Annotated in this window: 28 protein-coding genes; 19 read left to right on the top strand and 9 right to left on the bottom strand. The window is 65.0% G+C overall.

Annotated features, from left to right (window positions below):
* Positions 1–6 precede the first annotated feature (6 nt).
* Entirely contained in the window at positions 7–945 is a 939-nt protein-coding gene (locus AQZ49_RS06110) for a GlxA family transcriptional regulator (RefSeq protein WP_067613977.1), read from the bottom strand.
* An 81-nt stretch (positions 946–1,026) separates the two neighbouring features.
* On the opposite strand from AQZ49_RS06110, the gene AQZ49_RS06105 reads away from it, so the two are divergent.
* From AQZ49_RS06105 to AQZ49_RS06095, 3 genes are all read left to right on the top strand, one after another.
* Positions 1,027–1,719: a DJ-1/PfpI family protein gene (locus AQZ49_RS06105; protein WP_067613975.1), complete on the top strand. Its 693-nt coding sequence runs from the start codon at positions 1,027–1,029 to the stop codon at positions 1,717–1,719.
* 96 nt (positions 1,720–1,815) lie between these two features.
* Positions 1,816–2,322: a sigma-70 family RNA polymerase sigma factor gene (locus AQZ49_RS06100; protein ID WP_231738926.1), complete on the top strand. Its 507-nt coding sequence runs from the start codon at positions 1,816–1,818 to the stop codon at positions 2,320–2,322.
* The gene (locus AQZ49_RS06095; protein ID WP_067613970.1) at positions 2,319–2,960 is read left to right on the top strand and encodes a DUF1109 domain-containing protein; all 642 of its coding nucleotides are present in this window, start codon (positions 2,319–2,321) and stop codon (positions 2,958–2,960) included. Before AQZ49_RS06100 ends, AQZ49_RS06095 begins: the two co-directional genes overlap by 4 nt.
* A gap of 148 nt (positions 2,961–3,108) precedes the next feature.
* Here the strand turns inward: AQZ49_RS06095 and AQZ49_RS06090 are convergent, their stop codons facing one another.
* The 3 genes from AQZ49_RS06090 to AQZ49_RS06080 all read right to left on the bottom strand — a co-directional run bounded on the left by AQZ49_RS06090 (position 3,109) and on the right by AQZ49_RS06080 (position 5,030).
* Complete coding sequence (locus tag AQZ49_RS06090; protein ID WP_067613968.1) at positions 3,109–3,858, bottom strand: HvfC/BufC N-terminal domain-containing protein; 750 nt, start codon at positions 3,856–3,858, stop codon at positions 3,109–3,111.
* Positions 3,855–4,673, bottom strand: coding sequence for an MNIO family bufferin maturase (locus tag AQZ49_RS06085; RefSeq protein ID WP_067613966.1), 819 nt, complete (start codon positions 4,671–4,673; stop codon positions 3,855–3,857). Before AQZ49_RS06085 ends, AQZ49_RS06090 begins: the two co-directional genes overlap by 4 nt.
* A 69-nt stretch (positions 4,674–4,742) precedes the next feature.
* Positions 4,743–5,030 (bottom strand): BufA2 family periplasmic bufferin-type metallophore, encoded by a 288-nt coding sequence (locus AQZ49_RS06080; RefSeq protein ID WP_067613964.1) that lies wholly within the window; start codon positions 5,028–5,030, stop codon positions 4,743–4,745.
* Positions 5,031–5,237: 207 nt separating this feature from the next.
* Here AQZ49_RS06080 and AQZ49_RS06075 point away from each other — a divergent pair, with 207 nt between their 5' ends.
* Both AQZ49_RS06075 and AQZ49_RS06070 read left to right on the top strand, forming a co-directional pair.
* A complete protein-coding gene (locus tag AQZ49_RS06075) occupies positions 5,238–5,510 on the top strand; it encodes a BufA1 family periplasmic bufferin-type metallophore (RefSeq protein ID WP_067613962.1) in 273 nt (90 codons plus the stop codon).
* 108 nt (positions 5,511–5,618) lie between these two features.
* On the top strand, positions 5,619–6,116 hold the full coding sequence (locus AQZ49_RS06070; protein WP_082701571.1) for an RcnB family protein: 498 nt from the start codon (positions 5,619–5,621) through the stop codon (positions 6,114–6,116).
* 45 nt (positions 6,117–6,161) lie between these two features.
* Here AQZ49_RS06070 and AQZ49_RS06065 read toward each other — a convergent pair whose 3' ends face one another.
* The gene (locus AQZ49_RS06065; RefSeq protein ID WP_067614292.1) at positions 6,162–6,638 is read right to left on the bottom strand and encodes a MarR family winged helix-turn-helix transcriptional regulator; all 477 of its coding nucleotides are present in this window, start codon (positions 6,636–6,638) and stop codon (positions 6,162–6,164) included.
* Between the two features lie 131 nt (positions 6,639–6,769).
* On the opposite strand from AQZ49_RS06065, the gene AQZ49_RS06060 reads away from it, so the two are divergent.
* From AQZ49_RS06060 to AQZ49_RS06050, 3 genes are all read left to right on the top strand, one after another.
* On the top strand, positions 6,770–7,198 hold the full coding sequence (locus tag AQZ49_RS06060) for an organic hydroperoxide resistance protein (RefSeq protein WP_067613960.1): 429 nt from the start codon (positions 6,770–6,772) through the stop codon (positions 7,196–7,198).
* Between the two features lie 75 nt (positions 7,199–7,273).
* Positions 7,274–8,533 carry a C4-dicarboxylate transporter DctA gene (dctA, locus tag AQZ49_RS06055; protein WP_067614291.1) on the top strand — a complete coding sequence of 420 codons (1,260 nt, stop codon included), beginning with the start codon at positions 7,274–7,276 and terminating at the stop codon, positions 8,531–8,533.
* A gap of 3 nt (positions 8,534–8,536) precedes the next feature.
* Positions 8,537–9,337, top strand: coding sequence for a class II glutamine amidotransferase (locus AQZ49_RS06050; RefSeq protein ID WP_082701569.1), 801 nt, complete (start codon positions 8,537–8,539; stop codon positions 9,335–9,337).
* Here AQZ49_RS06050 and AQZ49_RS06045 read toward each other — a convergent pair.
* Positions 9,304–9,801: a winged helix-turn-helix transcriptional regulator gene (locus tag AQZ49_RS06045; RefSeq protein WP_067613956.1), complete on the bottom strand. Its 498-nt coding sequence runs from the start codon at positions 9,799–9,801 to the stop codon at positions 9,304–9,306. The two genes, AQZ49_RS06050 and AQZ49_RS06045, sit on opposite strands and share 34 nt — an antisense overlap.
* A gap of 92 nt (positions 9,802–9,893) precedes the next feature.
* Here AQZ49_RS06045 and AQZ49_RS06040 point away from each other — a divergent pair, with 92 nt between their 5' ends.
* Together AQZ49_RS06040 and AQZ49_RS06035 are read left to right on the top strand one after the other, a co-directional pair.
* Complete coding sequence (locus AQZ49_RS06040; RefSeq protein WP_067613954.1) at positions 9,894–10,637, top strand: SDR family NAD(P)-dependent oxidoreductase; 744 nt, start codon at positions 9,894–9,896, stop codon at positions 10,635–10,637.
* 5 nt (positions 10,638–10,642) lie between these two features.
* Positions 10,643–11,254 carry a 2-hydroxychromene-2-carboxylate isomerase gene (locus AQZ49_RS06035; RefSeq protein WP_082701615.1) on the top strand — a complete coding sequence of 204 codons (612 nt, stop codon included), beginning with the start codon at positions 10,643–10,645 and terminating at the stop codon, positions 11,252–11,254.
* Here the strand turns inward: AQZ49_RS06035 and AQZ49_RS06030 are convergent.
* The gene (locus tag AQZ49_RS06030; RefSeq protein ID WP_231738924.1) at positions 11,244–11,819 is read right to left on the bottom strand and encodes a TetR/AcrR family transcriptional regulator; all 576 of its coding nucleotides are present in this window, start codon (positions 11,817–11,819) and stop codon (positions 11,244–11,246) included. The two genes, AQZ49_RS06035 and AQZ49_RS06030, sit on opposite strands and share 11 nt — an antisense overlap.
* Before the next feature lie 28 nt (positions 11,820–11,847).
* On the opposite strand from AQZ49_RS06030, the gene AQZ49_RS06025 reads away from it, so the two are divergent.
* The 9 genes from AQZ49_RS06025 to AQZ49_RS05985 all read left to right on the top strand — a co-directional run bounded on the left by AQZ49_RS06025 (position 11,848) and on the right by AQZ49_RS05985 (position 20,135).
* Positions 11,848–13,293 carry an 8'-apo-carotenoid 13,14-cleaving dioxygenase gene (locus AQZ49_RS06025; protein WP_067613948.1) on the top strand — a complete coding sequence of 482 codons (1,446 nt, stop codon included), beginning with the start codon at positions 11,848–11,850 and terminating at the stop codon, positions 13,291–13,293.
* Entirely contained in the window at positions 13,290–13,931 is a 642-nt protein-coding gene (locus tag AQZ49_RS06020; RefSeq protein ID WP_067613946.1) for a VC0807 family protein, read from the top strand. Before AQZ49_RS06025 ends, AQZ49_RS06020 begins: the two co-directional genes overlap by 4 nt.
* Before the next feature lie 164 nt (positions 13,932–14,095).
* A complete protein-coding gene (locus AQZ49_RS06015; protein ID WP_067613944.1) occupies positions 14,096–14,302 on the top strand; it encodes a cold-shock protein in 207 nt (68 codons plus the stop codon).
* Between the two features lie 4 nt (positions 14,303–14,306).
* A complete protein-coding gene (infA, locus tag AQZ49_RS06010; RefSeq protein WP_067613942.1) occupies positions 14,307–14,570 on the top strand; it encodes a translation initiation factor IF-1 in 264 nt (87 codons plus the stop codon).
* A gap of 263 nt (positions 14,571–14,833) precedes the next feature.
* Entirely contained in the window at positions 14,834–15,100 is a 267-nt protein-coding gene (locus AQZ49_RS06005; RefSeq protein ID WP_156428163.1) for a hypothetical protein, read from the top strand.
* Between the two features lie 118 nt (positions 15,101–15,218).
* Positions 15,219–16,925, top strand: a complete 1,707-nt coding sequence (locus AQZ49_RS06000) for a DEAD/DEAH box helicase (RefSeq protein ID WP_067613939.1) — start codon at positions 15,219–15,221, stop codon at positions 16,923–16,925.
* Between the two features lie 66 nt (positions 16,926–16,991).
* Positions 16,992–17,510, top strand: a complete 519-nt coding sequence (locus tag AQZ49_RS05995; RefSeq protein ID WP_231738921.1) for a MarR family winged helix-turn-helix transcriptional regulator — start codon at positions 16,992–16,994, stop codon at positions 17,508–17,510.
* A complete protein-coding gene (locus AQZ49_RS05990) occupies positions 17,503–18,582 on the top strand; it encodes an HlyD family secretion protein (RefSeq protein ID WP_067613935.1) in 1,080 nt (359 codons plus the stop codon). The genes AQZ49_RS05995 and AQZ49_RS05990 overlap by 8 nt, the downstream gene beginning before the upstream one ends.
* A 5-nt stretch (positions 18,583–18,587) precedes the next feature.
* Complete coding sequence (locus AQZ49_RS05985; RefSeq protein WP_067613933.1) at positions 18,588–20,135, top strand: DHA2 family efflux MFS transporter permease subunit; 1,548 nt, start codon at positions 18,588–18,590, stop codon at positions 20,133–20,135.
* Positions 20,136–20,144: 9 nt separating this feature from the next.
* On the opposite strand, the gene AQZ49_RS05980 is transcribed toward AQZ49_RS05985, so the two are convergent.
* Positions 20,145–22,340 (bottom strand): alpha-glucuronidase family glycosyl hydrolase, encoded by a 2,196-nt coding sequence (locus tag AQZ49_RS05980; RefSeq protein WP_082701567.1) that lies wholly within the window; start codon positions 22,338–22,340, stop codon positions 20,145–20,147.
* Positions 22,341–22,363: 23 nt separating this feature from the next.
* A partial coding sequence (locus tag AQZ49_RS05975) for a transaldolase family protein (protein ID WP_304438452.1) occupies positions 22,364–22,604 on the bottom strand: 241 nt, incomplete at its 5' end.

Raw genomic sequence — 22,604 nt, 5'->3', positions numbered from 1 at the left:
GCACGGTCAGGCCAGCCGCCGCATCGCCTGCGCGGGCTGACCAAACGCGCGGACAAACGCGCGGCGCATGCGTTCGGGGTCATGAAATCCGGTGTCGCCGGCAATCGCCTCGATCGGAGTGGTGGAATTCTCCACGCGTTCGCGCGCAACCTCAAGGCGCAATCGTTCGACCGCGCGGGCCGGGCTGACCCCGATCGCGCGCGTGAACGCGCGGGTAAACGTGCGCGGGCTCATCCCCGCGCGTTCGGCCAACACTTCGATGGTCAGCCGTTGCGTCAGATTGGCGCGGATCCAGTCGAGCAGCGGGGCAAAGATATCGCCCGATGCAGCCAGTTCGGCCAGCGCCGAGAATTGCGACTGACCACCGGGGCGACGATAATAGACCACCATTTCGCGCGCCACCGCGCGCGCCACGTCTTCGCCCAGATCTTCGGCGACCAGCGCCAGCGACAGATCGATCCCCGCGCTGATTCCCGCCGATGTCCACACCGTACCGTCGCGTACATGGATGCGATCGGGCGTGACGGTGATCGCCGGGAACCGCCGCGCCAACTGTTCGGCGCGGCGCCAGTGGGTGGTCGCCTGGCGCCCGTCGAGCAGGCCCGCCGCCGCCAGCAGAAAGGCGCCCGAACAGACGCTGCACATCCGGCGCACGCGTGGGGCCACTTCGCGCAAAAAGGTGATCGTTGCGGCATCGTCCATTGCGGTGCGGCTGCCGTTGCCGCCGACCACCACCAAAGTATCCAACGGACCGGCCTGCGTGGCGGGCACGGTGTCGAACACGATCCCCGATGAACTCGCCACCGTGCCGCCGCGCTGCGACAGCACGACCAGTCGACAGGCGTTGTCGGCCATCCGTCCGGCAATTTCGAAACAGGCAATCGGCCCTGCGGCATCCATGATCTGGAATTCGGGAAAGACGAAAATGCCAATGGTGCGGGTCATGGCCAAAAATGAGGGATCATTGTCCTTTCGTCAATGCTGATTTGCGGCAAGCATGGTGGCACAGGCCAAAGGAGGATTGCCATGACCCAGACCCCGTTTCGCATCGTGTTCGCCGTGTTTCCTGGCATGACCCAGCTCGATTTTACCGGCCCGCACCAGTTTCTGTCGCGCGTGCCGCATAGCGCAACGCTGGTTGCCAGCCGCGATGGTGGTGCGGTACCGTCCGAAGGGCTGGTGTTTGCCGACACGCTGCGGCTGGCCGATATCGACGCCTGCGATCTGATCTGCGTGCCCGGCGGGGTCAGTGCCGTGTCCGTCGCGCGCGACCCGGCGTTTGTGGGCGAAGTGCGGCGGCTGGCGCTGGGTGCGCGTTATGTCACGTCGGTGTGCACCGGGTCGTTGATACTGGGCGCGGCGGGGTTGCTGGTCGGGCGCCGGGCGGCGTGCCACTGGGCCTGGCGGCACCTGCTGCCACTGTTCGGCGCACAGATCGACACGGGCCGGGTGGTCCGCGATGGCAATCTGATCACTGGCGGCGGGGTTACGGCAGGCATTGATTTTGCGCTGACCGTGCTGGCGGAAATTGGCGGGGCAGAGCTGGCCCAGACGGTGCAACTGGGGCTGGAATATGCGCCCGCGCCGCCGTTCAACGCGGGATCGCCCGACACCGCACCTGCCGAAGTGCTGGCGCGCTATCAGGCGGCGATGGCGCCGCTGATGCCTGCGCGCGAGGCTGATGCCCGTGCCGCCGCGGCGCTGCATGATTTTCGCTGACGTTTGTTGAGGGCTGTTGTAACCATGCCGGTGCGTACGACGAATACGCAGGGGTGAATGCGGATGCGGCATGATGATGATCGCTTGCGGGCTTTGATGCTTGCAGGTCTGGCGGGTGACGGTACTGCGCATGCAGCGCTGTTGCGCGCCCTTCTGACGCCGCTGCGCAGCTTTTTCCGTCGCCGCCTTGGCGGGCGCGACGATGATGTCGAGGACCTAGTGCAGGAAACGCTGATCGCCGTGCACCAACGTCGTGCCACTTATGATCCCGCCCGCCCGCTGGGCGCGTGGGTCTATGCGATTGCGCGCTATAAATTGATCGATCGCTATCGCCGGTCGGGGCGCACCACCGCGCTCGACGACTTGCCCGAACTGGCCGATGAATTCGCCTTTGACGAAGCGAGCGATGCGCGATCCGATGTCGATCGGCTGCTCGACACGATCCCCGAAAAGCAGGCCGCCGTGTTGCGCGCGACGCGGCTGGAGGGGTTGAGCACCGCCGAGGCCGCCGAACGCCTGGGCATCGGCGAATCCGATGTGAAAGTATCGGCGCATCGCGGGTTGAAGGCGCTGGCGGCGCGGGTCAAGGACGGCTGGCGATGAACAGCGAAGATCTGATTGCCTCGCTCTCGCTCGATATTCAGCCCGTACCGCGCCATGCGCTGCGCCGTCGGCTGGGGCTGGGCCTGGTGGCGGGCGGCCTGGTCACGCTGGCGGTAGTGGGCATCTGGCTTGGCGTTCGTCCCGATCTGATGCCCGCGATGCATGGCTTCACGTTCTGGCTGAAATGGACTTACACGATCAGCCTGGCAATCTGTGCCACGGCAGCGGCGTCGCGGCTGGCGCGGCCCGATGGGCGGGTCGGTGGCTGGCTGTGGCTGATGGTGCTTCCGGTGCTGGGGCTGGCGGTGATCGCCGGACTGGAAATGGCCGCGACGCCAAGCGCCGGGTGGCTGGCGATGTGGCTGGGCGCCAGTTGGCGGGTGTGTTCGCGCAACGTATTCCTGCTGGCACTGCCGATCTTTGTCGGGCTGTTGTGGTCATACCGGCGGCTGGCCCCGACCCAACTGGCGCTCGCCGGGGCGACCGCGGGCATGGCTGCGGGGGCCTGGGGGGCAACGCTCTATTGCCTGCACTGCCCCGAAACCTCGGCGCTGTTCGTGCTGACATGGTATACGCTGGGCATGCTGGGCGCCGCGCTGGTCGGGCGGGTGCTGGGGCCGCGCCTGCTGCGCTGGTAAAAGGCTGTTTCGAAAGTGCCACCCACCGCCCCGCACCCCCGGCCCATCCATCCACAGGGTACCTTGAATGGGCGGATGGGCCGGGGGTGCGGGGCGGTGGGTGGCACAAAGTCGCGGAAGGGCGACTTTCGAAACAGACTCTAGGCGCTCAGGCGAATTCGGCCACCAGGCTTTCGCCCAGCCAGCGGCCCAGCACGGTGCCCGCGCGGGTTACCGCTTCGGCGTCATCGCTTTGCGCGGCAAGTTCGGCGCAAATCGCGGCAAAGCTGCCGCCTGCCAGCGAGCGTTCCAGTATCAGCAATTCGGTCGGGTCGGCACGGCGCATCACCGGCTCGAAGCCCTGTCGCCAAACCAGTACGGTGCCGGGCGCGGCGGTGGCCTGGGGCACGTCCTGATCCCTGGCCAGCGCCGGCCACAGCGCATCGGCATTGGTGGCAATCGGCACCAGCAGCAGCGAGGGGACCGGGCGGATGGCCGCGGTGTCCCAATCGACATCGGCCAGCGCCGCGGCCGTGACGGGCAGGGCATCGGCAGCAACGAACGCTTCGCCGATCGCCCGGTCGATGGCCGCCAGATCGGCGGCGACGGCGTCGCTGGCGCGCAGATCGTCGGGAAAGCCCGTGCCATAGGCGTCGATGGTCCAGTTGGACGGCGGATGCGCATCGATATGGCGCGCGGCGGCCATTTCGAACGCGTCCTCGCCCAGCCAAGCCGCCGCGCGCGGATGGATTTCGCGCAAAGCCTCGACCAGCGCGACGCGGTAGTTGTTCTGGTAGACGACCAGACCGGGGCCGACCCCCATCGGCGCTGCAATCATGCGCGCGCGGTCTTCGTCGGGTTCGATCAGCCAGTCGCAGAAACGCTGTTGCAGCGCGGCCAGCGGCAGATCCCCGCTCATGCCAACACCGCACAGGCGGCCTGGCGCGCCAGCATCAGTTCGTCGGCCAATGCGTCGAGCGCAGGGATATTGCCGTCGCGCTCGATCATTGTCGGCAATGGGCCGGTGCGCCGGATAACTTCGGTATAGAGTGCCCAGACAGCCGGATCGACCGGTGCATCGTGGGTATCGATCAGGCCGTGTTCGCCCTGGCTGTGCCCGGCCAGATGGATCTGGCCGACCGCATCGAGCGGCAGGCCATCGAGCCAGCCGTGCGGATCAAGCCCGTGGTTGGTCGCGCTCACGAAAATGTTGTTTACATCAAGCAGCAGCCCGCAACCGGTGCGGCGGACCATTTCGCTCAGGAATTCCCATTCGGGCATGGTACCGGCAAAGGCGATATAGCTCGACGGGTTCTCGAACAGCATTGGGCGTTGCAGATGGCTTTGTGCGCGATCGATCGCGCGGCATACGGTATCGAGCGCCGGCTCGGTCAGTGGCACGGGCAACAGATCGTGCGAATTGAACCCGCCGATCCCGGTCCAGCACAGATGGTCGGACACCACTGCCGGTTCGATCCGATCAACCAGCGCCTTGAGTCGGTCGAGATAGTCGTCGCTGCGGGTTTCCGCCGATCCCACCGACAACGATACGCCGTGCAGCGCCACCGGATAATGGGCCCGCGCGCGCATCAGGGTATCGATCGGGCGACCGCCCGCGACCATGAAATTTTCTGAAATGACTTCGACAAAGTCCACCGGGGCCTCGCCCGCGACATAATGGGCATAGTGCGGTCGGCGCATGCCGAGGCCAAAACCGGAAAGGCGCGTGGTCATGGACAGATCACCAGATCGCAGACAGGGCGATGGCCGCGCCCGGGGGTGGCGCGGCCATCGGACAGGCGCTTACTTCGGTTCGGTCAGGCTGCCACCTTCGGCGGCGCACTGGCCCTTGCTTTCGGCCTTGAAGCCCTGGCCCTTGCAACTGTTCTGGCCCTTGCAGCTGTTCTTGGCGGTGGCACAGTCGGACGTGCCCTTGCAGCTGTTGACGCCGTAACAATGCACGACATCGACCGGCTTTGCTTCGTCGGCCATAGCGGGGGCGGGCATTGCAGCAAGCGCGGCGGCAAACAGCGCGGCCTGGCTGGCAAGTGCAAGAGCGGCGGGTGCGAAACGCGAAACGGGCTTGGTCATCGAACAAAACTCCTCATTGTGCCCTCGTGGCACCCTGCATTTCGCCCCGGGGCACGACAAAGTTACACCCGATCCGAAAAATTGCCGCGCGCGATTTTTGCAGCACTTTTGCGCACCGGGCGTAACCGATATGCCGATGCGTGCGAAATGGTTGGCAGGGAGGGCACACCGGCCTCTCTGATCCAGACCATCACCAGGAGATACCCGATGAAACTTGCCCCCGCCGCTTTCGCTGCCAGCCTTGCGCTGGGACTCGCCGCTGGCGCCGCGCACGCCGCCGATGCCAAACCGGCCATGGAAAAGTGCTATGGCGTGGCCCACGCCGGCCAGAACGATTGCGCCGCCGGCCCTGGCACCTCGTGCGCCGGAACGCAGAAGACCGATTTTCAGGGCAATTCGTGGAAACTGGTCAAGGCCGGTACATGCACCACGATCAAGACCCCCAAAGGCAACGGCTCGTTGACCCCGCGCGAGCATTGATGCGCGGCGGATCGGATGTTCACGCCCGGTTCAATGCACTGATTGCATCTGTCACAGACCGTTGGCATGCAAATGCCACGGTTTGACAGGGCAGGGAGTTGCTTGACGATGACGCGTAGACACCTTTCCATTGTTGCGGTCGGGCTTGGCGCCGCGCTGGCGGTTGCGGCCCCGGCCTTTGCAGAACCGGGGCCTGAGGGCAATCACGGCGGCAATCACGGTGGCGGTCGTGCCGCTGCCCCGATGCACCCGGCCGAACCTGAACGCGGTCCGCAGGGCTATCAGCGGATCGAACGCCCGGCGGCGGTCGCGGCGCGGCCGCAACAGTTTGACCGGCAGGCCTACAACCACAATTTCAATGCCGATCATGGCTATCACATCGGGCCCTATCATGCCCCGCGCGGCTTTGCCTATCGCCGCTGGAGCTATGGCCAGGTGCTGCCGCGCATCTATTGGGGGCAGCAATACTGGCTATCCGATTACTGGCTGTTCGGCCTCGATGTGCCGCCGGTCGGGTTTGAATGGGTGCGCTTTGGCCCCGACGCGCTGTTGATCGACACCAACAGCGGTGAAGTGATCCAGGTCGTCTACGGACGCTTTCTCTGATCGATCGCGATGCGGGGGGGGCTGGTGCGCCCCCGCATTGTCTGACTATGCGGCGGCCTGCCGCAACCGATCCGCGATGCTGTCGAGCCGGGCGATCAGGTCGGGCAATTGGCGCAAGCTTTCGGCATCATCACCGGTTGCAGCCAGCATGTCTTGCGGCACGCAGACCAGGTCTGCGGCAACCGTGTGTCCATGCGGTGAAAGCCGGATACGCACCACGCGCTCATCGGCGCTGTCGCGACGTCGTTCGACCAGGCCTGCAGCCTCCATGCGTTTGAGCAGCGGGGTCAGCGTGTTCGATTCCAGGAACAGCAGATCGCACAATTCGCCCACACTGCGATCATCGCCTTCGCGCAGGGCCACCAGCACGAGATATTGCGGGTAAGTCAGCCCCCAGCGGTCGAGCACCTGTTTGTACAGCCGGTTGAAGGCAAGCCCTGCGGCATAGATCGAAAAGCACACGAACGGCGCAAATGGCGCATCGCGGCTGTGCTGGGGGTGCGAGGTGGACGGACTGGACATACCATCAATATACATCGTGCGCGATAAAATCGCAAGGGATTGACCTGGGTGCCGAATCGGTGCATATCAATCGTGCACGAGAAAATCGTGCTCGATAAAATTTGCCCCCCCGCAAACGAAGGAAGCCCGTCATGTCGGTCAACCCCATCTATACCACGTCTGCCATCGCCACCGGCGGTCGCGACGGCCATGCCCGTACGCTCGACGACACGTTCAAGGTTACGCTGGCCCTGCCCAAGGAAATGGGCGGCAACGGTGCGGGCAACAATCCCGAGCAACTGTTCGCGGCGGGCTATGCAGCCTGCTTCATCGGCGCGCTGAAGGCGGCCGCCGCGGGCGACAAGACGCTGGCCCGGGTTCCGTCCGACGTTTCGGTAACTTCGACGGTCGGCATCGGGCCGCGCGCCGAGGGCGGATTTGGCCTGACTGTCGGGCTGGCTGTCAGCCTGCCGGGTGTCGAGGCTGCTGCTGCCGAGGCGCTGGTCGCCGCCGCGCACCAGATCTGCCCCTACAGCAACGCCACGCGCGGCAATATCGATGTGGCGCTGACGGTCGCCTGATCGCCATCGGCCCCTTTGCGCGCCGCCGCGCACCCGGCTAAGGGCAAGGCGACAATCGCGCAAAAGGGGCCTTCGGTGACTGCTCATTTCGTTCGCTGGCTCGGCCGTTTGCCGGTGCAAGTGCTGATTGCGATCATCGCCGGTGTGCTGGTTGGCGCGTTTGCCCCGCACATCGGCGAATCGTTGCGGCCATTGGGCGACATGTTCGTCAAACTGGTGCGGATGGTAATCGCGCCGGTTATTTTCGTTTCGATCGTGACGGGCATTGCCGGCATGCGCGATCTGGGTGCGCTGGGCCGGGTGGCGGCCCGCGCGCTGGGCTATTTTGCGCTGATGTCGGGCTTTGCGCTCGCGCTCGGGCTGGTGGTGGCCAATGTGGTGCGCCCCGGCGCGGGGTTTGCCATTGCACCGGGCGCGCTCGATGGCGGCAAAGTGGCCGATTATGTGGCCAAGGCGCATGATGCGACGCTGAACGGGTTTTTCCTTGGGCTGATCCCCGACACGCTGCTGTCATCGCAGACCGAGGGCAATATCCTGCAAGTGCTGGTGGTTGCGGTGCTGTTCGGAATCGCGCTGGCCACCGTGCCGGGCGGCGGCGAGCGGCTGCTCGGCCTGTTCGAGGATCTGGGTGCGGTGCTGTTCCGCCTGGTGGCGATCCTGATGCGCGCGGCGCCGATCGGCGCATTTGGTGCGATGGCGTTTACGGTGGGCAAGTTCGGCGTTGCCGCGCTGGCCCAACTCGCGCTGCTGGTCGCGACGTTTTATCTGACGTCGGTGCTGTTCGTGTTCGGCGTGCTGGGGGTGGTGGGGTGGCTGGGCGGGTTTTCGGTGCTGCGGCTGGCGCGCTATCTGACGCAGGAACTGTTGCTGGTGCTTGGCACCTCGTCCTCGGAAAGCGCGCTGCCCGGTCTGATGCAGAAAATGGAAGCCGCCGGGGTGCCGCGCGCGATTGTCGGCGTGGTGGTGCCCACCGGCTACAGCTTCAACCTCGATGGCACCAATATCTATATGACACTGGCTGCGCTGTTCATCGCGCAGGCATGCAAGGTGGAGCTGACGATGGGGCAGCAAGTGCTGCTGCTGGGCGTCGCGATGCTGTCATCAAAAGGTGCGGCGGGGGTGACCGGCGCGGGGTTCATCACGCTGGCGGCCACGCTGGCGATCGTGCCTTCGGTGCCGATCGCCGGGATGACGCTGATCCTGGGGGTCGACCGGTTCATGTCGGAATGCCGCAGCCTGACCAATTTCATGGGCAATGCGGTCGCCACGCTGGTCATTGCGCGTTGGGAAGGCACGCTCGATCGCAACAAGCTGTCCGCAGCGCTGGGAGGATAGACGATGTGTGAACTCATGGGATTGAGCGCGTCGGCGCCCGTCGATGTGACGATGTCGTTCGGACGGCTGGCCGCGCATGGCGGCAAGGGTGCCAACGCCGATGGCTGGGGCATTGCGTATCTGGCGGGTGATGACGCGCAGATCTGGCGCGATCCCCATGCGGCTGCCGACAGTCCGTTCGCGCGGTTTCTGACCACCGAGCCGGTGACTAGCAACACCGTGATCGCGCATGTGCGGCGGGCCACGGCGGGCGGAATTGCGCTGGCCAACACGCAACCGTTCCTGCGCGAACTGTTCGGGCGCGTGCATGTCTTTGCACACAACGGCAGTTTTGCCAAAATCGGCGCGCTAGCGTCCACCTCGTGGTTTCGTCCGCTGGGGGAAACCGATTCCGAAATCGGGTTTTGCCGGATGCTGGCGCAGATCGCGGGTGAGGGCGATGATGTGCTGGCGGCGCGGCGGGTGTTTTCCGACACCGCGCATCGCCTGTCGGCGCTGGGTCATGCCAATCTGCTCTATGCCTCGGGCGACCGGTTGCTGGTGCATAGCGATCTGCGCAGCATGGGCCCCGCTGCCGCGCCCGAACCCGGTCTGTGGGTGGTGCAGCGGCATTTCGATCACACCGGGCCGGACCCGCAATCCGATGGCATCATCGGCGTCCAGGGATCGCACATGGTGGTGACCGTGGTGGCCAGCGTGCCGCTGACCGACGAGGCCTGGCGGCCGCTGCCGCGCGGCACCGTGCTGGAAATCGACCAGGGCGCGATCGTCTATGAAGGGCTGGCAGGCGCCGATTTGGGCTGAGGCGCGCGCGGGTCGGCAAACCCTGGCCCGGGCCGCACGCTGACGTCGCGTGCCTCGACCACATCGCCGCAATGCGAACATGTCGTCACCGGCACGAAATCATGGTCGCAGGTCTTGTGCCGGTGGATCAGCGGTGCGCCGCGCCCGTCGCCCAGATGGCGGTTGCCCCAGTTGGCCAGACCCAGCACCACCGGATAGAAATCGATCCCCGCCGGGGTCAGCCGATATTCGAAGCGTTCGGGACCGGTCTGATAGGTCCGCCGTTCCAGCACGCCTGCGTCAGTCAACCCTTTCAGCCGGTCGGCCAGCAAGGCGCGCGACAGGCCCAGCCGCGCCTGGAACGCATCGAACCGCCGCACACCCAGGAAACAGTCGCGCAGGATCATCAGCGTCCAGCGATCGCCGAACACCGCCAGCGTGCGCGCGACCGAGCAAGGCTGAGCGCCCAGTTCATCCCATTTCATGGTCCGGCAATCTCCAGCTTGACTCGGTACAATTTTGATACTTAATGTCAGTACAGAAAATGTACTGACAGAATTTGCGGAGAGCAAGCCCGATGGACACCCCAACGACAAAACCGGTCTGCCTGGTGATCGGCGCGGGTGCGGGGGTGGGGCAGGCGATCGCACGCGCCTTTGCCGCAGCCGGGCACCCGGTCTGTGTCACCCGTCGCGCACGCAACATCGATCAGCTCGACGCGCTGGTGACCGAAATTCACGCCAGCGGGGGAACCGCGCATGCATTTGGCGTCGATGCGCGGTCCGAGGTGGAAACGGTGGCGCTGTTCGACCGGATCGAGCAGGATATCGGCCCGATCGGGGTGGTGGTGTTCAACATCGGTGCCAATGTGCAATTCGGCATTCGCGAAACCACCGCGCGGGTGTTCACCAAAGTGTGGGAAATGGCGTGTTTCGCGGGGTTTCTGGCCGGGCGCGAGGCGGCGCGGGTGATGGTGCCGCGCGGCGCGGGCACGGTCCTGTTCACCGGCGCCACTGCCAGCACGCGCGGTCGCGAAGGCTTTGCCGCGTTTGCCGCCGCCAAACATGGCCTGCGCGCGCTGGCGCAGTCGATGGCGCGCGAACTGGGGCCCCAGGGTGTGCACGTTGCGCATGTGATCTGCGACGGGGCGATCGACGGCGTGTTCATCCGCGAGCGGGTGGGCGATACCACCGACTTGTTGCGCGACGATGCGATTCTCAAACCCGATGACATCGCGCAGGCCTATCTCTGGCTGCACCAGCAGCCTCGATCGACCTGGAGCCACGAAATCGACTTGCGCCCCTGGCGCGAACAATGGTGACCCGGATGACCCGACCGCTGATCGAGCTGGTGTTCGATTTCGCCAGCCCCAACGCCTATCTCTTGTGGCAGGTGCTGCCCGATCTGGCACAGCGTCATGATGCCGATCTGCGGCTGGTGCCATGCCTGTTGGGCGGTCTGTTCAAGCTGACCGGCAATCAGGCGCCGATGAACGCCTTTGCCGGGATCAAGGGCAAGCTTGAATATGAAGCGTTGGAAACACGGCGGTTCATCGCCTGCCACGGGCTGACCCGGTTTTCGATGAACCCGCATTTTCCGATCAACACGCTGATGCTGATGCGCGGCCTTGTCGCGGCACGCCATCGCGGGGAAGATGTCGCCTATGTCGCCGCAGGGCTGGCCGGGATGTGGGAAGACGGGCGCAAGATGGACGATCCGGCGACCTTCGTCGCGGTGCTCGATGCGGCAGGGCTCGATGGCGCGGCCCTGCTGGCGGCGACGCAGGACGCGGGGATCAAGGCCGAATTGCTGGCCGCCACCGAAGCTGCCGCAGCACGCGGCGCATTCGGTATCCCCACCGTGTTTGTCGATGGCGAGATCTATTTCGGCAAGGAACGGCTGGCCCAGATCGAGGCGCAACTCGCCGCTAGCCGATAGCCCGGTCCACCAGGTCGAGATCGACCGGGATCTGCCCCTCGAGCATCAGCATGGCCAGGCCATGCACCAGCGCCCAGGCCCGCACCGCCCGCACCCCGGCTTGGCCGCCATCTTCGGCCGCCAGCCGCACCGCGTTGGCCAGCAGCAATTCGCCGGGCAGCGACGTGTCGATCGGTTCGCGCGCGCAGTCAATCCCCAACGCGGGTGAGGCAAAGATCAATCGGAACAGCGCCGGATTGTCGAGCGCAAAGCGCACATAGGCGCGGCCCGTCGCCGCAAAGCCGGGCGTGCCGCCGCCGGCCGCCTGGCTGGCGGCGGCCTGTACCGTGCCAAGCTGTTTCAGCCCTTCGACCGCCAGTGCGGCCATCAGCGCGCCCTTGTCGGGAAAGTGGCGATAGACCGCCGTGGCGCTGACCCCGACGTTGCGCGCGATTTCGCGCAACGACAGCGATTCGGCATCGCGCAGCGCAAGCAGGCGCAGTCCTTCGGCGACCAGCGCCGCGCGCAGATCGCCATGGTGATAGCCGCGTTGCGCTATGTTGACAGTGTTAGCATTCTCGGTCATGATAACACTGTAAACATCGGAGGCGATCATGGGAAGTCCCATCGAGACACTGATTCGCGGCACCGTAAACCGGGGCATTGCGGCACTGGCGGATTTCAACCGCAAACGGCTGCCACCACCGCCGGGCGGAAATCCGTTCCTGACCGGTATCCACACCCCGCTGACCGAGGAACTGACGCTGACCGATCTGGCCGTCACCGGCACGATTCCCGCCGCGCTGAACGGTCGCTATCTGCGCATCGGTCCCAACCCGGCCAGTGCCGATCCGGCCTCGTATCACTGGTTCACCGGTGATGGCATGGTGCATGGCCTGGCCCTCGCCGACGGGCGGGCGCAGTGGTATCGCAACCGCTGGATCCGTTCGAACGCGGTGGCGCAGGCGCTGGGCGTGGGCGCCGCGCCGGGGCCGCGCCACGTGTTCGACACCGTCAACACCAATGTGCTGGATATCGGCGGGCGCACTTTCGCGCTGGTCGAGGCGGGCAGCTATCCGGTCGTGCTCGACCAGACGCTGGATGATCAGGCCTATGACCCGTTCGGTGGAACTTTGCGCGGCAGTTACTCGGCGCATCCGCATCGTGATCCGAAAACCGGTGAATACCATGCAATCTGTTACGAGGGACAGGACCCGGGCACCATCCGCCATGTCGTGGTCAATGCCGCAGGCCAGGTGGTCCGCGAGGAACCGGTCGCGGTGCGCCATGGCCCGATGATCCATGATTGCGCGATCACCGACCGCTTCGTGGTGATCCTCGACTTGCCGGTAACCTTCTCGATGAAGGCACATCTGGCCGGGCATGGCTTTCCCTATCGCTGGAACCCGGCGCACGTCGGGCGGATCGGGCTGATGCCGCGCCACGGCAAACAGGACGATGTGATCTGGTGCGCGATCGAGCCCGGTTTTGCGTTCCACGTTGCCAACGCCTACGATGCCGCCGATGGCACCGTGGTGATGGACGTCTGCGCCTATGCCACGATGTTCGGTGAAGGTGCGCAAGGCCCCGATGCCCACGCACGCGGGCTGGAACGCTGGACCATCGATCCACAGCGCAAGGCCGTGACGGTGACCACGCTCGATGCCGCCGCGCAGGAGTTTCCGCGCCCCGACGAACGCTGGTTCGGGCAGCCCTATCGATATGTCTGGACGATGGCGACACCGACCGAGCCCGAACAGCGCTTTATCGGGGCGAGCCACCTCTATGCCCACGATCTTGTCGCCGGCACGCGGCAAGTCCATGATTTCGGACCTGAACGCTATCCCGGCGAATTCGTGTTTGTGCCCGAAACCGCCAACGCACCCGAAGGGCACGGCTGGTTGATCGGGCTGGTGGTCGACATGGCACAGGCCACCACCGATCTGGTGATACTCGATGCGCGTCGGTTTGCCGGGCCCCCCGTCGCGGTCGTGCATGTGCCGCATCGCGTGCCGCCGGGATTTCACGGCAACTGGATTGCGCAAGGAGCCGGGCAATGAGCATGTCGGTGTGGTTGCGCCGCAAGGGCCCGGTGGTGGCGATCGAAGTTGCGGCCAATCTGGTCGCCCCGGCGCTGATCTATGCGCTGTTGCGCCCGCGGTGGGGCGATGTGCCCGCACTGCTGGCATCGTCGGCTCCGCCGGTGGTGTGGTCGCTGGTCGGTCTGGCGCGCCATCGCCGCATCGATGCGCTGTCGATGATCGTACTGGCGGGGATCGTGCTGTCGCTGGTGGCACTGGCCGGGGGCGGATCGGTGCGGTTTCTGCAACTGCGCGAACGGATGGTGACGGCGGTGATCGGCCTGGCGTTCGTCGGTTCGGCGCTGATCGGGCGGCCCCTGATCGGGCCGCTGGCACGAGCGACGGTGGCGCGCGAGTCTGCCGAGGCACTGGCTGCCTTCGATGCCCGCCGCGACGATGGAACGATGCGCCGGATGATCATGGTGATGACCTGGGTCTGGGGTCTTGGCCTGCTGGCCGATTGTGCGGTTTCGGTGATGCTGATCTTTACGCTCAGCGTTGCGCAATACCTCGTCGTCGGGCCGATCGTGGGCTATGTGACAATGGGCGGATTGACCGTCTGGACCGTGGTTTACCGCCGTTTTCATGCCCGGCGCCACGCGGCACCAGCCCCATGAAGGGATCGGACATTGCATTTCGGCACGTGATCGCCTATATCATCGGGGCTAACGTCGCCTGAGACTGGACTTTCGGCTCCTTCGCCTTCCGATCCTTATCACGACTCTTCGCTCTGCTGGCGCCTTTGCCCGCAGACCATTCTCCCTGTGTAAGGAACCGGATCATGCCAGTAGGCACCGTAAAGTTTTTCAATGCCGACAAAGGTTATGGCTTCATCGCACCCGATGATGGCACCCCTGACAATTTTGTCCACATCAGTGCGGTCGAACGCGCCGGTCTTCGCACGCTGCTCAAGGATCAGCGTCTGAAGTACGAGCTCGAAACCGATCGCCGGGGCAAGACCGCAGCAGTCAACATCGAAGCGGTTTGATCGCATGGCCAAAGAGGAGCTTTTGACCCTCGAAGGCCAGATCGACGAAATCCTGCCCGATGGTCGTTTTGGCGTGATGCTTGAAAACGACCATCGGATCATCGCCTACACGGCTGGCAAGATGCGCAAATTCCGCATCAGGTCGGTCGTGGGCGACCGGGTTCGTGTCGAAATGACCCCCTATGACCTCCAGAAGGGTCGCATCGTGTTCCGGGACAAAGGCCCCGGCGGCGGCAGCGGACCCGGCCCCCAGCGCAAACGGCGCTAGGGCACTTTATCTCACATCAGGCGCCGTCAGAGCGTCCAGGAAATTCATGTATCGTTCTATCTACCCAGCTTTCAGTACCAGTCATCTCTCGTACACGCACAAGCCAGCCATCGCCGCATCTGTCGGCACCGTCGAAACCCGCCGCAAGTCATCCGTGCTGTCAGCCCGCGAATTGCAGCGATTGATCCGGGATATGGTTGACTGATCTTCTGGTGCACATTGTGCGCCGTTCCCGCCGCGCGGGCCTAGCCGAAAGGGTCGAAATGTCTGCATCTTGCCAATTCTACCTCGATCAGGCTGCGCTCTGCGCCAAGTCGGCCGAACGTGCCACGCTTGCCAACCAGCGCGAGACTTATGTCCGCGCCGGCGCAGCGTGGCAGGCGCTTGCCGATCGCGAGATCGATATCACCATCGCGCGCGAAAAGCGCGACGCGGAAAAAGTGGCTCGACAGATCGAGCCGGACCTGGTCGCCGGGCGTCCCGACACGAATGCGCTGTTCGGGGCTGCATCCGGTGGCGAAACGCGTTAAAGACGCTGTTTAAGCGTCTGGTGCCGGGCCATGTCATGGCCCGCGCCATCCAATCCCCGTGCAGGCGTGCCACCGGTCCGACCGCGCCTGAGCCAAAAAGCACGAAGTTCAAGATTCTATGCCATTTTCCACACTTCCCCCGCTGATTTCCGAGGCACTGGCCGAACAAGGCTATGCCGCACCCACTCCGGTTCAGGCCGCGGTGCTGGCCCCTGACGCGCTAGGGCGCGATTTGCTCGTTTCGGCGCAGACCGGGTCGGGCAAGACCGTTGCGTTCGGCATTGCCATGGCCGAGGCGATCCTGGCCGCCGAAGCCGGATCGCATGGCCGCAGCCCGCTGGCGCTGGTGATTGCACCGACGCGTGAACTGGCGCTGCAGGTCAGTCGCGAGCTGATGTGGCTGTTTGCCAAGGCGCATGTGCGGATCACCACGTGTGTCGGCGGGATGGACGCGGTCAAGGAACGCCGCGCGTTGAACCATGGCACGCAGATCGTGGTCGGCACGCCGGGACGCCTGCGCGATCACCTCGAACGCGGCGCGCTCGACTTGTCGGCGCTGCGCTATGTCGTGCTGGATGAAGCCGACGAAATGCTCGATATGGGCTTTCGCGAAGATCTTGAGGAAATTCTCGAAGCCACCCCGGGCGAACGCCGCACTTTGCTGTTTTCAGCAACGATGCCGCGCCCGATCGTGGCGCTGGCCAAGCGCTATCAGCAGGACGCGCTGCGCATTTCGACCGTGGGCGATACCTCGGGCCATGGCGACATCGATTATCAGGCGGTCGCGGTGTCGCCCGCCGATATCGAAAACGCGGTGATCAACCTGCTGCGTTTTCACGAGGCGGAAACCGCGATCCTGTTCTGTGCCACGCGCGACAATGTGCGCCATCTGCACGCTTCGCTGATCGAGCGCGGGTTTGCCGCCGTGGCGCTGTCGGGCGAGCACAGTCAGAACGAGCGCAACAATGCCCTGCAGGCATTGCGCGATGGGCGTGCGCGGATTTGTGTGGCGACCGATGTGGCAGCGCGCGGGATCGACATTCCCTCGCTCAGCCTGGTCATTCACGTTGAGGTGCCGCGCGATGCCGAAGTGTTGCAGCACCGGTCGGGCCGTACCGGGCGCGCCGGGCGCAAGGGCACGGCCGTGCTGGTGGTGCCCTATCCGCGCCGTCGCCGGGTCGAAGGGATGCTGCGCGACGCGCGCGTCAATGCAACCTGGGTGCCGGTGCCATCCCCCGAAGCGATCCGCGATCGCGATCGCGAACGCCTGCTCGAAGCGCTGACCCAGCCGGTCGAGGCCAGCGACGCCGATCGCGCAGTGGCCGAACGCATTCTCGAAACGATGGCGCCAGTCGATATCGCGCTGGCCCTGGTGGTGGCGCGCAAGCGTGGCACCCCCGAACCCGAAGAGCTGATCGAGGCGTCAAAGCCCGATGCCGGGGCCCGGCCCGAACGGCGCGAAGGGTTTGACGACGTTGCCTGGTTCCGCATGGATATCGGGCGCCGCCAGAATGCCGATCCGCGCTGGATCCTGCCGCTGCTGTGCCGGCGCGGGCATATCACCCGCAACGAGATCGGGGCGATCCGCATCGGGCCCAACGAAACCTATTTCCAGGTGCCGCGCGGGGTCGAGGCCAAGTTTCGCGCCGCGCTGAAACGCACCGCAATCCCCGGTGCCGAAGACGAAAGCGGCATCACCATCGAATTTTCGCCCGAACCGCCGCAGGATCGTCCGCGCGGTGGTCGCGACAACGCGGGCCAGCCGCCACGCGGGCCACGCGGCCCGATGCGAACGGGCAAAGGCCCGCCCCGCCACCGGGGATAACCCATTTCAGCGGCGCGACCCCAACGGGTCGCGCCGTTTTCGTATCGGCCATTCGCGCATATGGCCATGCTTGACGATAATAAGCATTGCGATTATCGCCACTGCATGGGGCGCAATGTGGCCTTTCTGGCGACCGATGTGGGGCGCTTGTTCCGCAAGCGGTTCAATGTCGTCGCGCGCCAATTGGGCGTGACCGGCGCGCAATGGCGCATGCTTGCGGCAATTCGGCGCACGCCGGGCATCAACCAGGGCGCCATCGCCGCCTGGCTGGAGGTCGAGGCGATCACCGCCGGGCGCATGGTTGATCGATTGGAAAAGGCCGGTCTGGTCGAACGCCGCGATGATCCCGTCGATCGTCGGACCTGGCGGCTGTACCTGACTGCCGAGGCCGATGGCCACATGGACCGGCTGGCCGACTTTGCCGAACTGGTATTCGAAGAGGCGCTGGCCGGGTTCAGCGACCAGGACCACGCGACATTGCTGACGCTGCTCGATCGCGTGCGGGCCAATCTGTCAGAGCAAATTCCGGAAGAGGGGCAGCCGGTGGCTGCAAGCGACGTGCAGGAAAGCAAGGTCCATGGCTGAAGCCGATCCGTTTCGCGGCGAACAGGCCGGCAATGCCGCCAGCGCGGCGGCGATCGATCACCAACAGCGCACGCGCGCGCGTCGCTGGCGAGCGATCCTGATGATCATTGGCCCGTTGGTGATGATCGGGGGCGCACTGTGGTACTGGTTCGGGCGGCCGGGCGAAGTCGACACCGACAACGCCTATGTCAAACAGGACATCGTGTCGGTCGCGGCGGAAATCACCGGGCAAGTGACATCGGTGCAGGTTCGCGAAAACCAGCACGTGCACAAGGGCGATATCCTGTTCACGATCAATCCCGCCAATTTCGAGGCCGGGGTCGACCAGGCCGATGCGCAGATTGCCAGCGCGCAGGCGCGGATTACCGCATTGCAGGCCGATGTACGCGCCAACACCGTCGATATTGCCAGCGCGCGCGATGATCTTGCGCTGGCAGAGGCCAATTTCAAGCGTGGCCAGCAACTGATGGACCGTGGGTTCAACACCCGTGCCAATATGGATGAGGCATCGCATGCGGTGGCGGCGGCGCGTGACAAGGTCGCCTCGCTCGAAGCGGCGGTCACCCGGTCGCGCGCGCAACTGGCAACCGGTACCCAGGTGCCCGGCCAGAACCCCGGTGTCGCAGCGGCGAAAGCCGCGCGCGCCCGCGCCGCGCTCGATCTGGCGCGGACCGTGGTGCGCGCGCCGGCGGATGGCGTGGCGACGCAAGTCACGCGCCTGCAGATCGGGCAGATGGTGTTTCCGGGTGTGCCGATGGTTTCGGTGGTCAAGGACGAGGGCACGCGGGTCGAAGCCAATTTCAAGGAAACCGATCTGGGCCATATCCGCCCCGGTCAGCGCGCCGAACTGACGCTCGATGCCTATCCGGGGCTGGTGCTGCGCGGCCATGTCGATTCGATTGGGGCGGGCACCGGCGCCGAGTTTTCGGTGCTGCCTGCGCAGAACGCGACCGGCAACTGGGTGAAAGTGGTACAGCGCGTACCGGTGCGGATTGCCATCGACAGCCATAGCGACCGGCCGTTGATCGCCGGATTGAGCTCGGACGTCACGATCTACACCGGCAAGGACTGATCGCCATGCCGGCGATCGACGTTCCGGCACTGGTGGTCAGGAACCGCCCGTTGCTGCTGACCGGGGTGATGGCGGCGACGATCATGCAGACGCTTGATTCGACCATCGCCAATGTCGCGCTGCCGCATATGTCGGCCTCGCTTGGCGCGACGCGCGACACGATTACCTGGGTCCTGACCAGCTATGTGCTGGCTTCGGCGGTGATGCTGCCGCTGTCGGGCTGGCTGGTCGATCGGGTTGGCATCCGCACCATGATGCTGGTGTCGGTGGCGCTGTTCACGCTGGCCTCGATGCTGTGCGGGGTGGCGCAATCGATCGATCAGATGGTGATGTTCCGCATCCTGCAGGGGCTGGCGGGCGCGTTTCTGGGTCCGCTGGCGCAGACCGTGCTGCTTGATACCAGCACGCTTGCCGAACGGCCCAAGATGATGTCGATCTATACCCAGGGGGTGATGCTGGGGCCGATATCGGGACCGATCATCGGCGGCTATCTGACCGACAATCTCAACTGGCGCTGGGTGTTCTATGTCAACCTGCCGGTGGGGATCATCTGTTTTGCGCTGTTGTTGTTCAACATGCCGCACACCCCGCGTCGCGAGCGCAAGATCGATCTGCTGGGCTGGCTGCTGATTGCGACCGCGGTGTCTGCGCTGCAACTGGTGCTCGATCGCGGGCAGGATCGCGACTGGTTTTCCTCGCCCGAAATCGTCATCGAGGCGGTGCTGGCGGCATCGTGCCTGTGGATGACGGTGGTCCATCTGGCCACCGCGCGCACGCCGCTGTTTCCGATGGTGATCTTTCGCGATCGCAATTTTGTCATCGGGCTGATGTTCTTTGGCCTGATGGGGCTGGTGATGATGTCGGTGATGGCGCTGCTGCCCGGCCTGTTGCAGCAGATCTATGGCTATAGCCCACTGCAATCGGGCCTGTTGCTGGTGCCGCGCGGTATCGGCATGCTGTTATCGATGGTGCTGTTCGGGCGCTGGACAGCGCGGATCGATCCCCGTGTGCAACTGGCGACCGGGTTTGCCCTGCTCGCGCTGTCGCTGTGGCTCATGGCGCACTGGTCGGTCACCATGCCGCGTGTACCGATCATTGTCAGCGGGGTGATCCAGGGCGTGGGGCTGAGCTTTGCGTTCATACCCGCCAACATGATCGCGTTTGCGACGCTCAACCCGCGTTACCGCACGGATGCGTCGGGGCTGACCATGCTGATGCGTAATGTCGGATCGTCGGTTGGCATCGCGGGCGCCACGCTGCTGCTGGCGCGTAACGTGCAGATCAACCATGCCGAGATCGGCAGCCATGTCTCGTCTGCGCTGATGCCGTTTCCCGGCGACATGAATTCGGCATTCGCCCCGATCAGCGGGGTTGCGCTCGGCTATGCTGATGCGCTGATCAACCAGCAAGCCGCGATGATCGCCTATCTCGACGATTTTCTGGTGATGAGCCTGGCGTGTCTGGCGGTCATTCCCCTGTTGCTGCTGGTCAGGACCGGCAAGCGCCCGGCTGGCGTCGATGTGGCTGCCGTCGCCGCAGAAAGCGCGCACTGACGGGATCTATCACTTCGTGATGCCCGGCACGAATTCGAGCTGAATGGCTTTGTAGTCCGACAGCGAACGGTCGGGCGCGCGCACGCCGTCGGGCAGTGCCTTGCCGGAGATGGCGAGATAGTAGGCCAGGCTGGCGTCACGCCACCAGCGTGCATCATGCTGCTGGACAGCCAGCACGGCATCGATCCGGGCAAACCGGCGATCGTCGACATAGGGTTCGATCGAAAGCCACAAGTGCCGCATGGTATCGACATCGGCCATGCCCTGATCATAGCGCCCGATCAGGTCCTGCCAGGTCGTTCGTCCATCGCGCAGTTTCTCGTCCCAGCCGCAACGGTGGAACCACAGTAGAAGGTCGAGCGGCACGGTCTGCTTGTTGCCCCACTGGCGGGCAAGTTCGGGGGCATATTGCGCCAGCGCGTTGCTGCCGGTGGCGGTACGGTCAAAGCCGATCCCGGCCTGGTCGGCGCGCGCATAATACGTCGGATTCCATTCCGGACGCGCCAGATCCGACACCCAGGGCGCGGGGCCATAGTGATGGCCGGTTGCCATCTGGTGGGCCAGCCCAAGCGGGGTCATGTACTCGACCACCGCCTGCCGCGACATCATCATCAGCCGTTGCGCGGGCGCAATGAAGTGGGGGTCTGCGGAGAATGTCTGCGCCAGCCATTCACGGGCGATCCGGTCGGCGCCGAGGTCGGGGTTCCACGCCAGCCGCCCATAGGCGTACCAGTTGGCCTGATCGAAATCCGATCCCGTCCAGTTGCGATCGGTGCCGATATTGGCAACGCCAGCGATCCCGGTCAGCGCGGTAGGTTGATCCGGCTGTTCAAGCCCTTGCGCCACGGTCGTGCCGCAATGCGGCCGACACGTGTCGGCCTGCAGCACTTCCTGCCACATCGTCCCCAGATAGGCGACGCTGTTGGCAAACCCCAGATATTCCTTGGTGATCTGCACTTCCATCATCACCTGCGTCCTGGGCATCGCGCCGAACAGCGGGTGGAACGGTTCGCGCGGCTGGAAATCGATCGGGCCGTTCTTGACCTGGAGCAGCACGTTGGCGGCAAATTTCCCGTCGAGCGGTTGCAACTGGGCATAGGCCTGCATTGCACGATCGCTGGCGTCCCGCTCTGAATAGACAAAGGCGCGCCACATGACGATACCGCCGTGCGGCCGCAGCGCCGATGCCAGCATGTTTGCGCCATCGGCATGGGTGCGGCCATAATCGCCCGGGCCCGGCTGGCCTTCGGAATTGGCCTTGACCAGGAACCCGCCAAAGTCGGGGATCAACGCATAGATTTCGTCGGCCTTGGCGTTCCACCAGGCCTGTACCGCCGGATCGAGCGGATCGGCGGTCTTGAGATGGCCAAGTTCGATCGGCGCGCTGAAACGCGCGGACAGATAGACCTTCATGCCATAAGGCCGCAGCACATCTGCAATGGCCGCCGCCTTGGCGAGATAGGGCGCGGTCAGCGATTGCGCGACCGCGTTGACATTGTTGAGTACCGCGCCGTTGATGCCGATCGAGGCATTGGCGCGGGCATAGTCGGTTAGCCGCGCGTCCGGTTGATCGGGCAGCCGCCACCAGTCCCAGATCGATTGCCCGGCATAGCCGCGCTCGACCGAACGATCGAGATTGTCCCAATGGTCGAGCACGCGGATCTTCAGCTTTGGCGCCGCGGTCTCGGTGAAATCGTGCAATGTCCCGCCCAGTTGGACGTGCCGCAGCAAGGCGAAACTGCCGTACAGCAGGCCGGTATCGCTGTTGGCGGTAATGACCGTCGCCATGCCACCTGCCATGGCGAGGGGCTGGATCGCGTAACCTTGTGTGCCAAGCCCCGCAATCTGGCTTGCGGATTGGTCGTTGCGCCGCAGGATGATCGCCCCCGGTCGGGCGGATTGCAGCGTGGCGACCGGGGCACCCAGCAGCGACGAAAGCCCGTTCAGCAATTCGCGCCGCGCCGCGTCGGTGACGGGGGTTGGCGGGCCCTCGACCACAATGCCCTGCGCCTGGGGACGCACGGCCTGTGCCCGCGCAGCGGCAAGCGGGCGGTATCGCAGCCACAGGTCATGGCCATCTTCTTCGGTGCCGGTTTGCACCGCCGGACCGCCCGGCGGTGACGCCACCGCCATATGCGGCGCCATCGCCAGCAGGAGCAGCACGAATCCGGCCAGCAGCCGTCTTCGACGTGCCGGGCGCGCCATCCGGTCCGCTTTGGCTCCGACGCTCAGATCGACTGCCCCGTCTTGGCCCAATCCGCAAGGAACCCTTCGATGCCCTTTTCGGTCAGCACGTGGCGGAACAGCCCCTTGATCACGGCGGGCGGCGCGGTGATCACATCGGCACCGATGCGCGCGGATTCCAGCACATGGATGCCATGGCGGATCGAGGCGACCAGGATCTGCGTCTGATAGTGATAGTTGTCATAGATCAGGCGGATGTCCGAAATCAGCGCCATGCCGTCAAAA

It is taken from the genome of Novosphingobium sp. FSW06-99, from assembly GCF_001519065.1.
Lineage (GTDB): Bacteria > Pseudomonadota > Alphaproteobacteria > Sphingomonadales > Sphingomonadaceae > Novosphingobium.
This window is presented reverse-complemented; position numbering and strand designations above follow the sequence as displayed.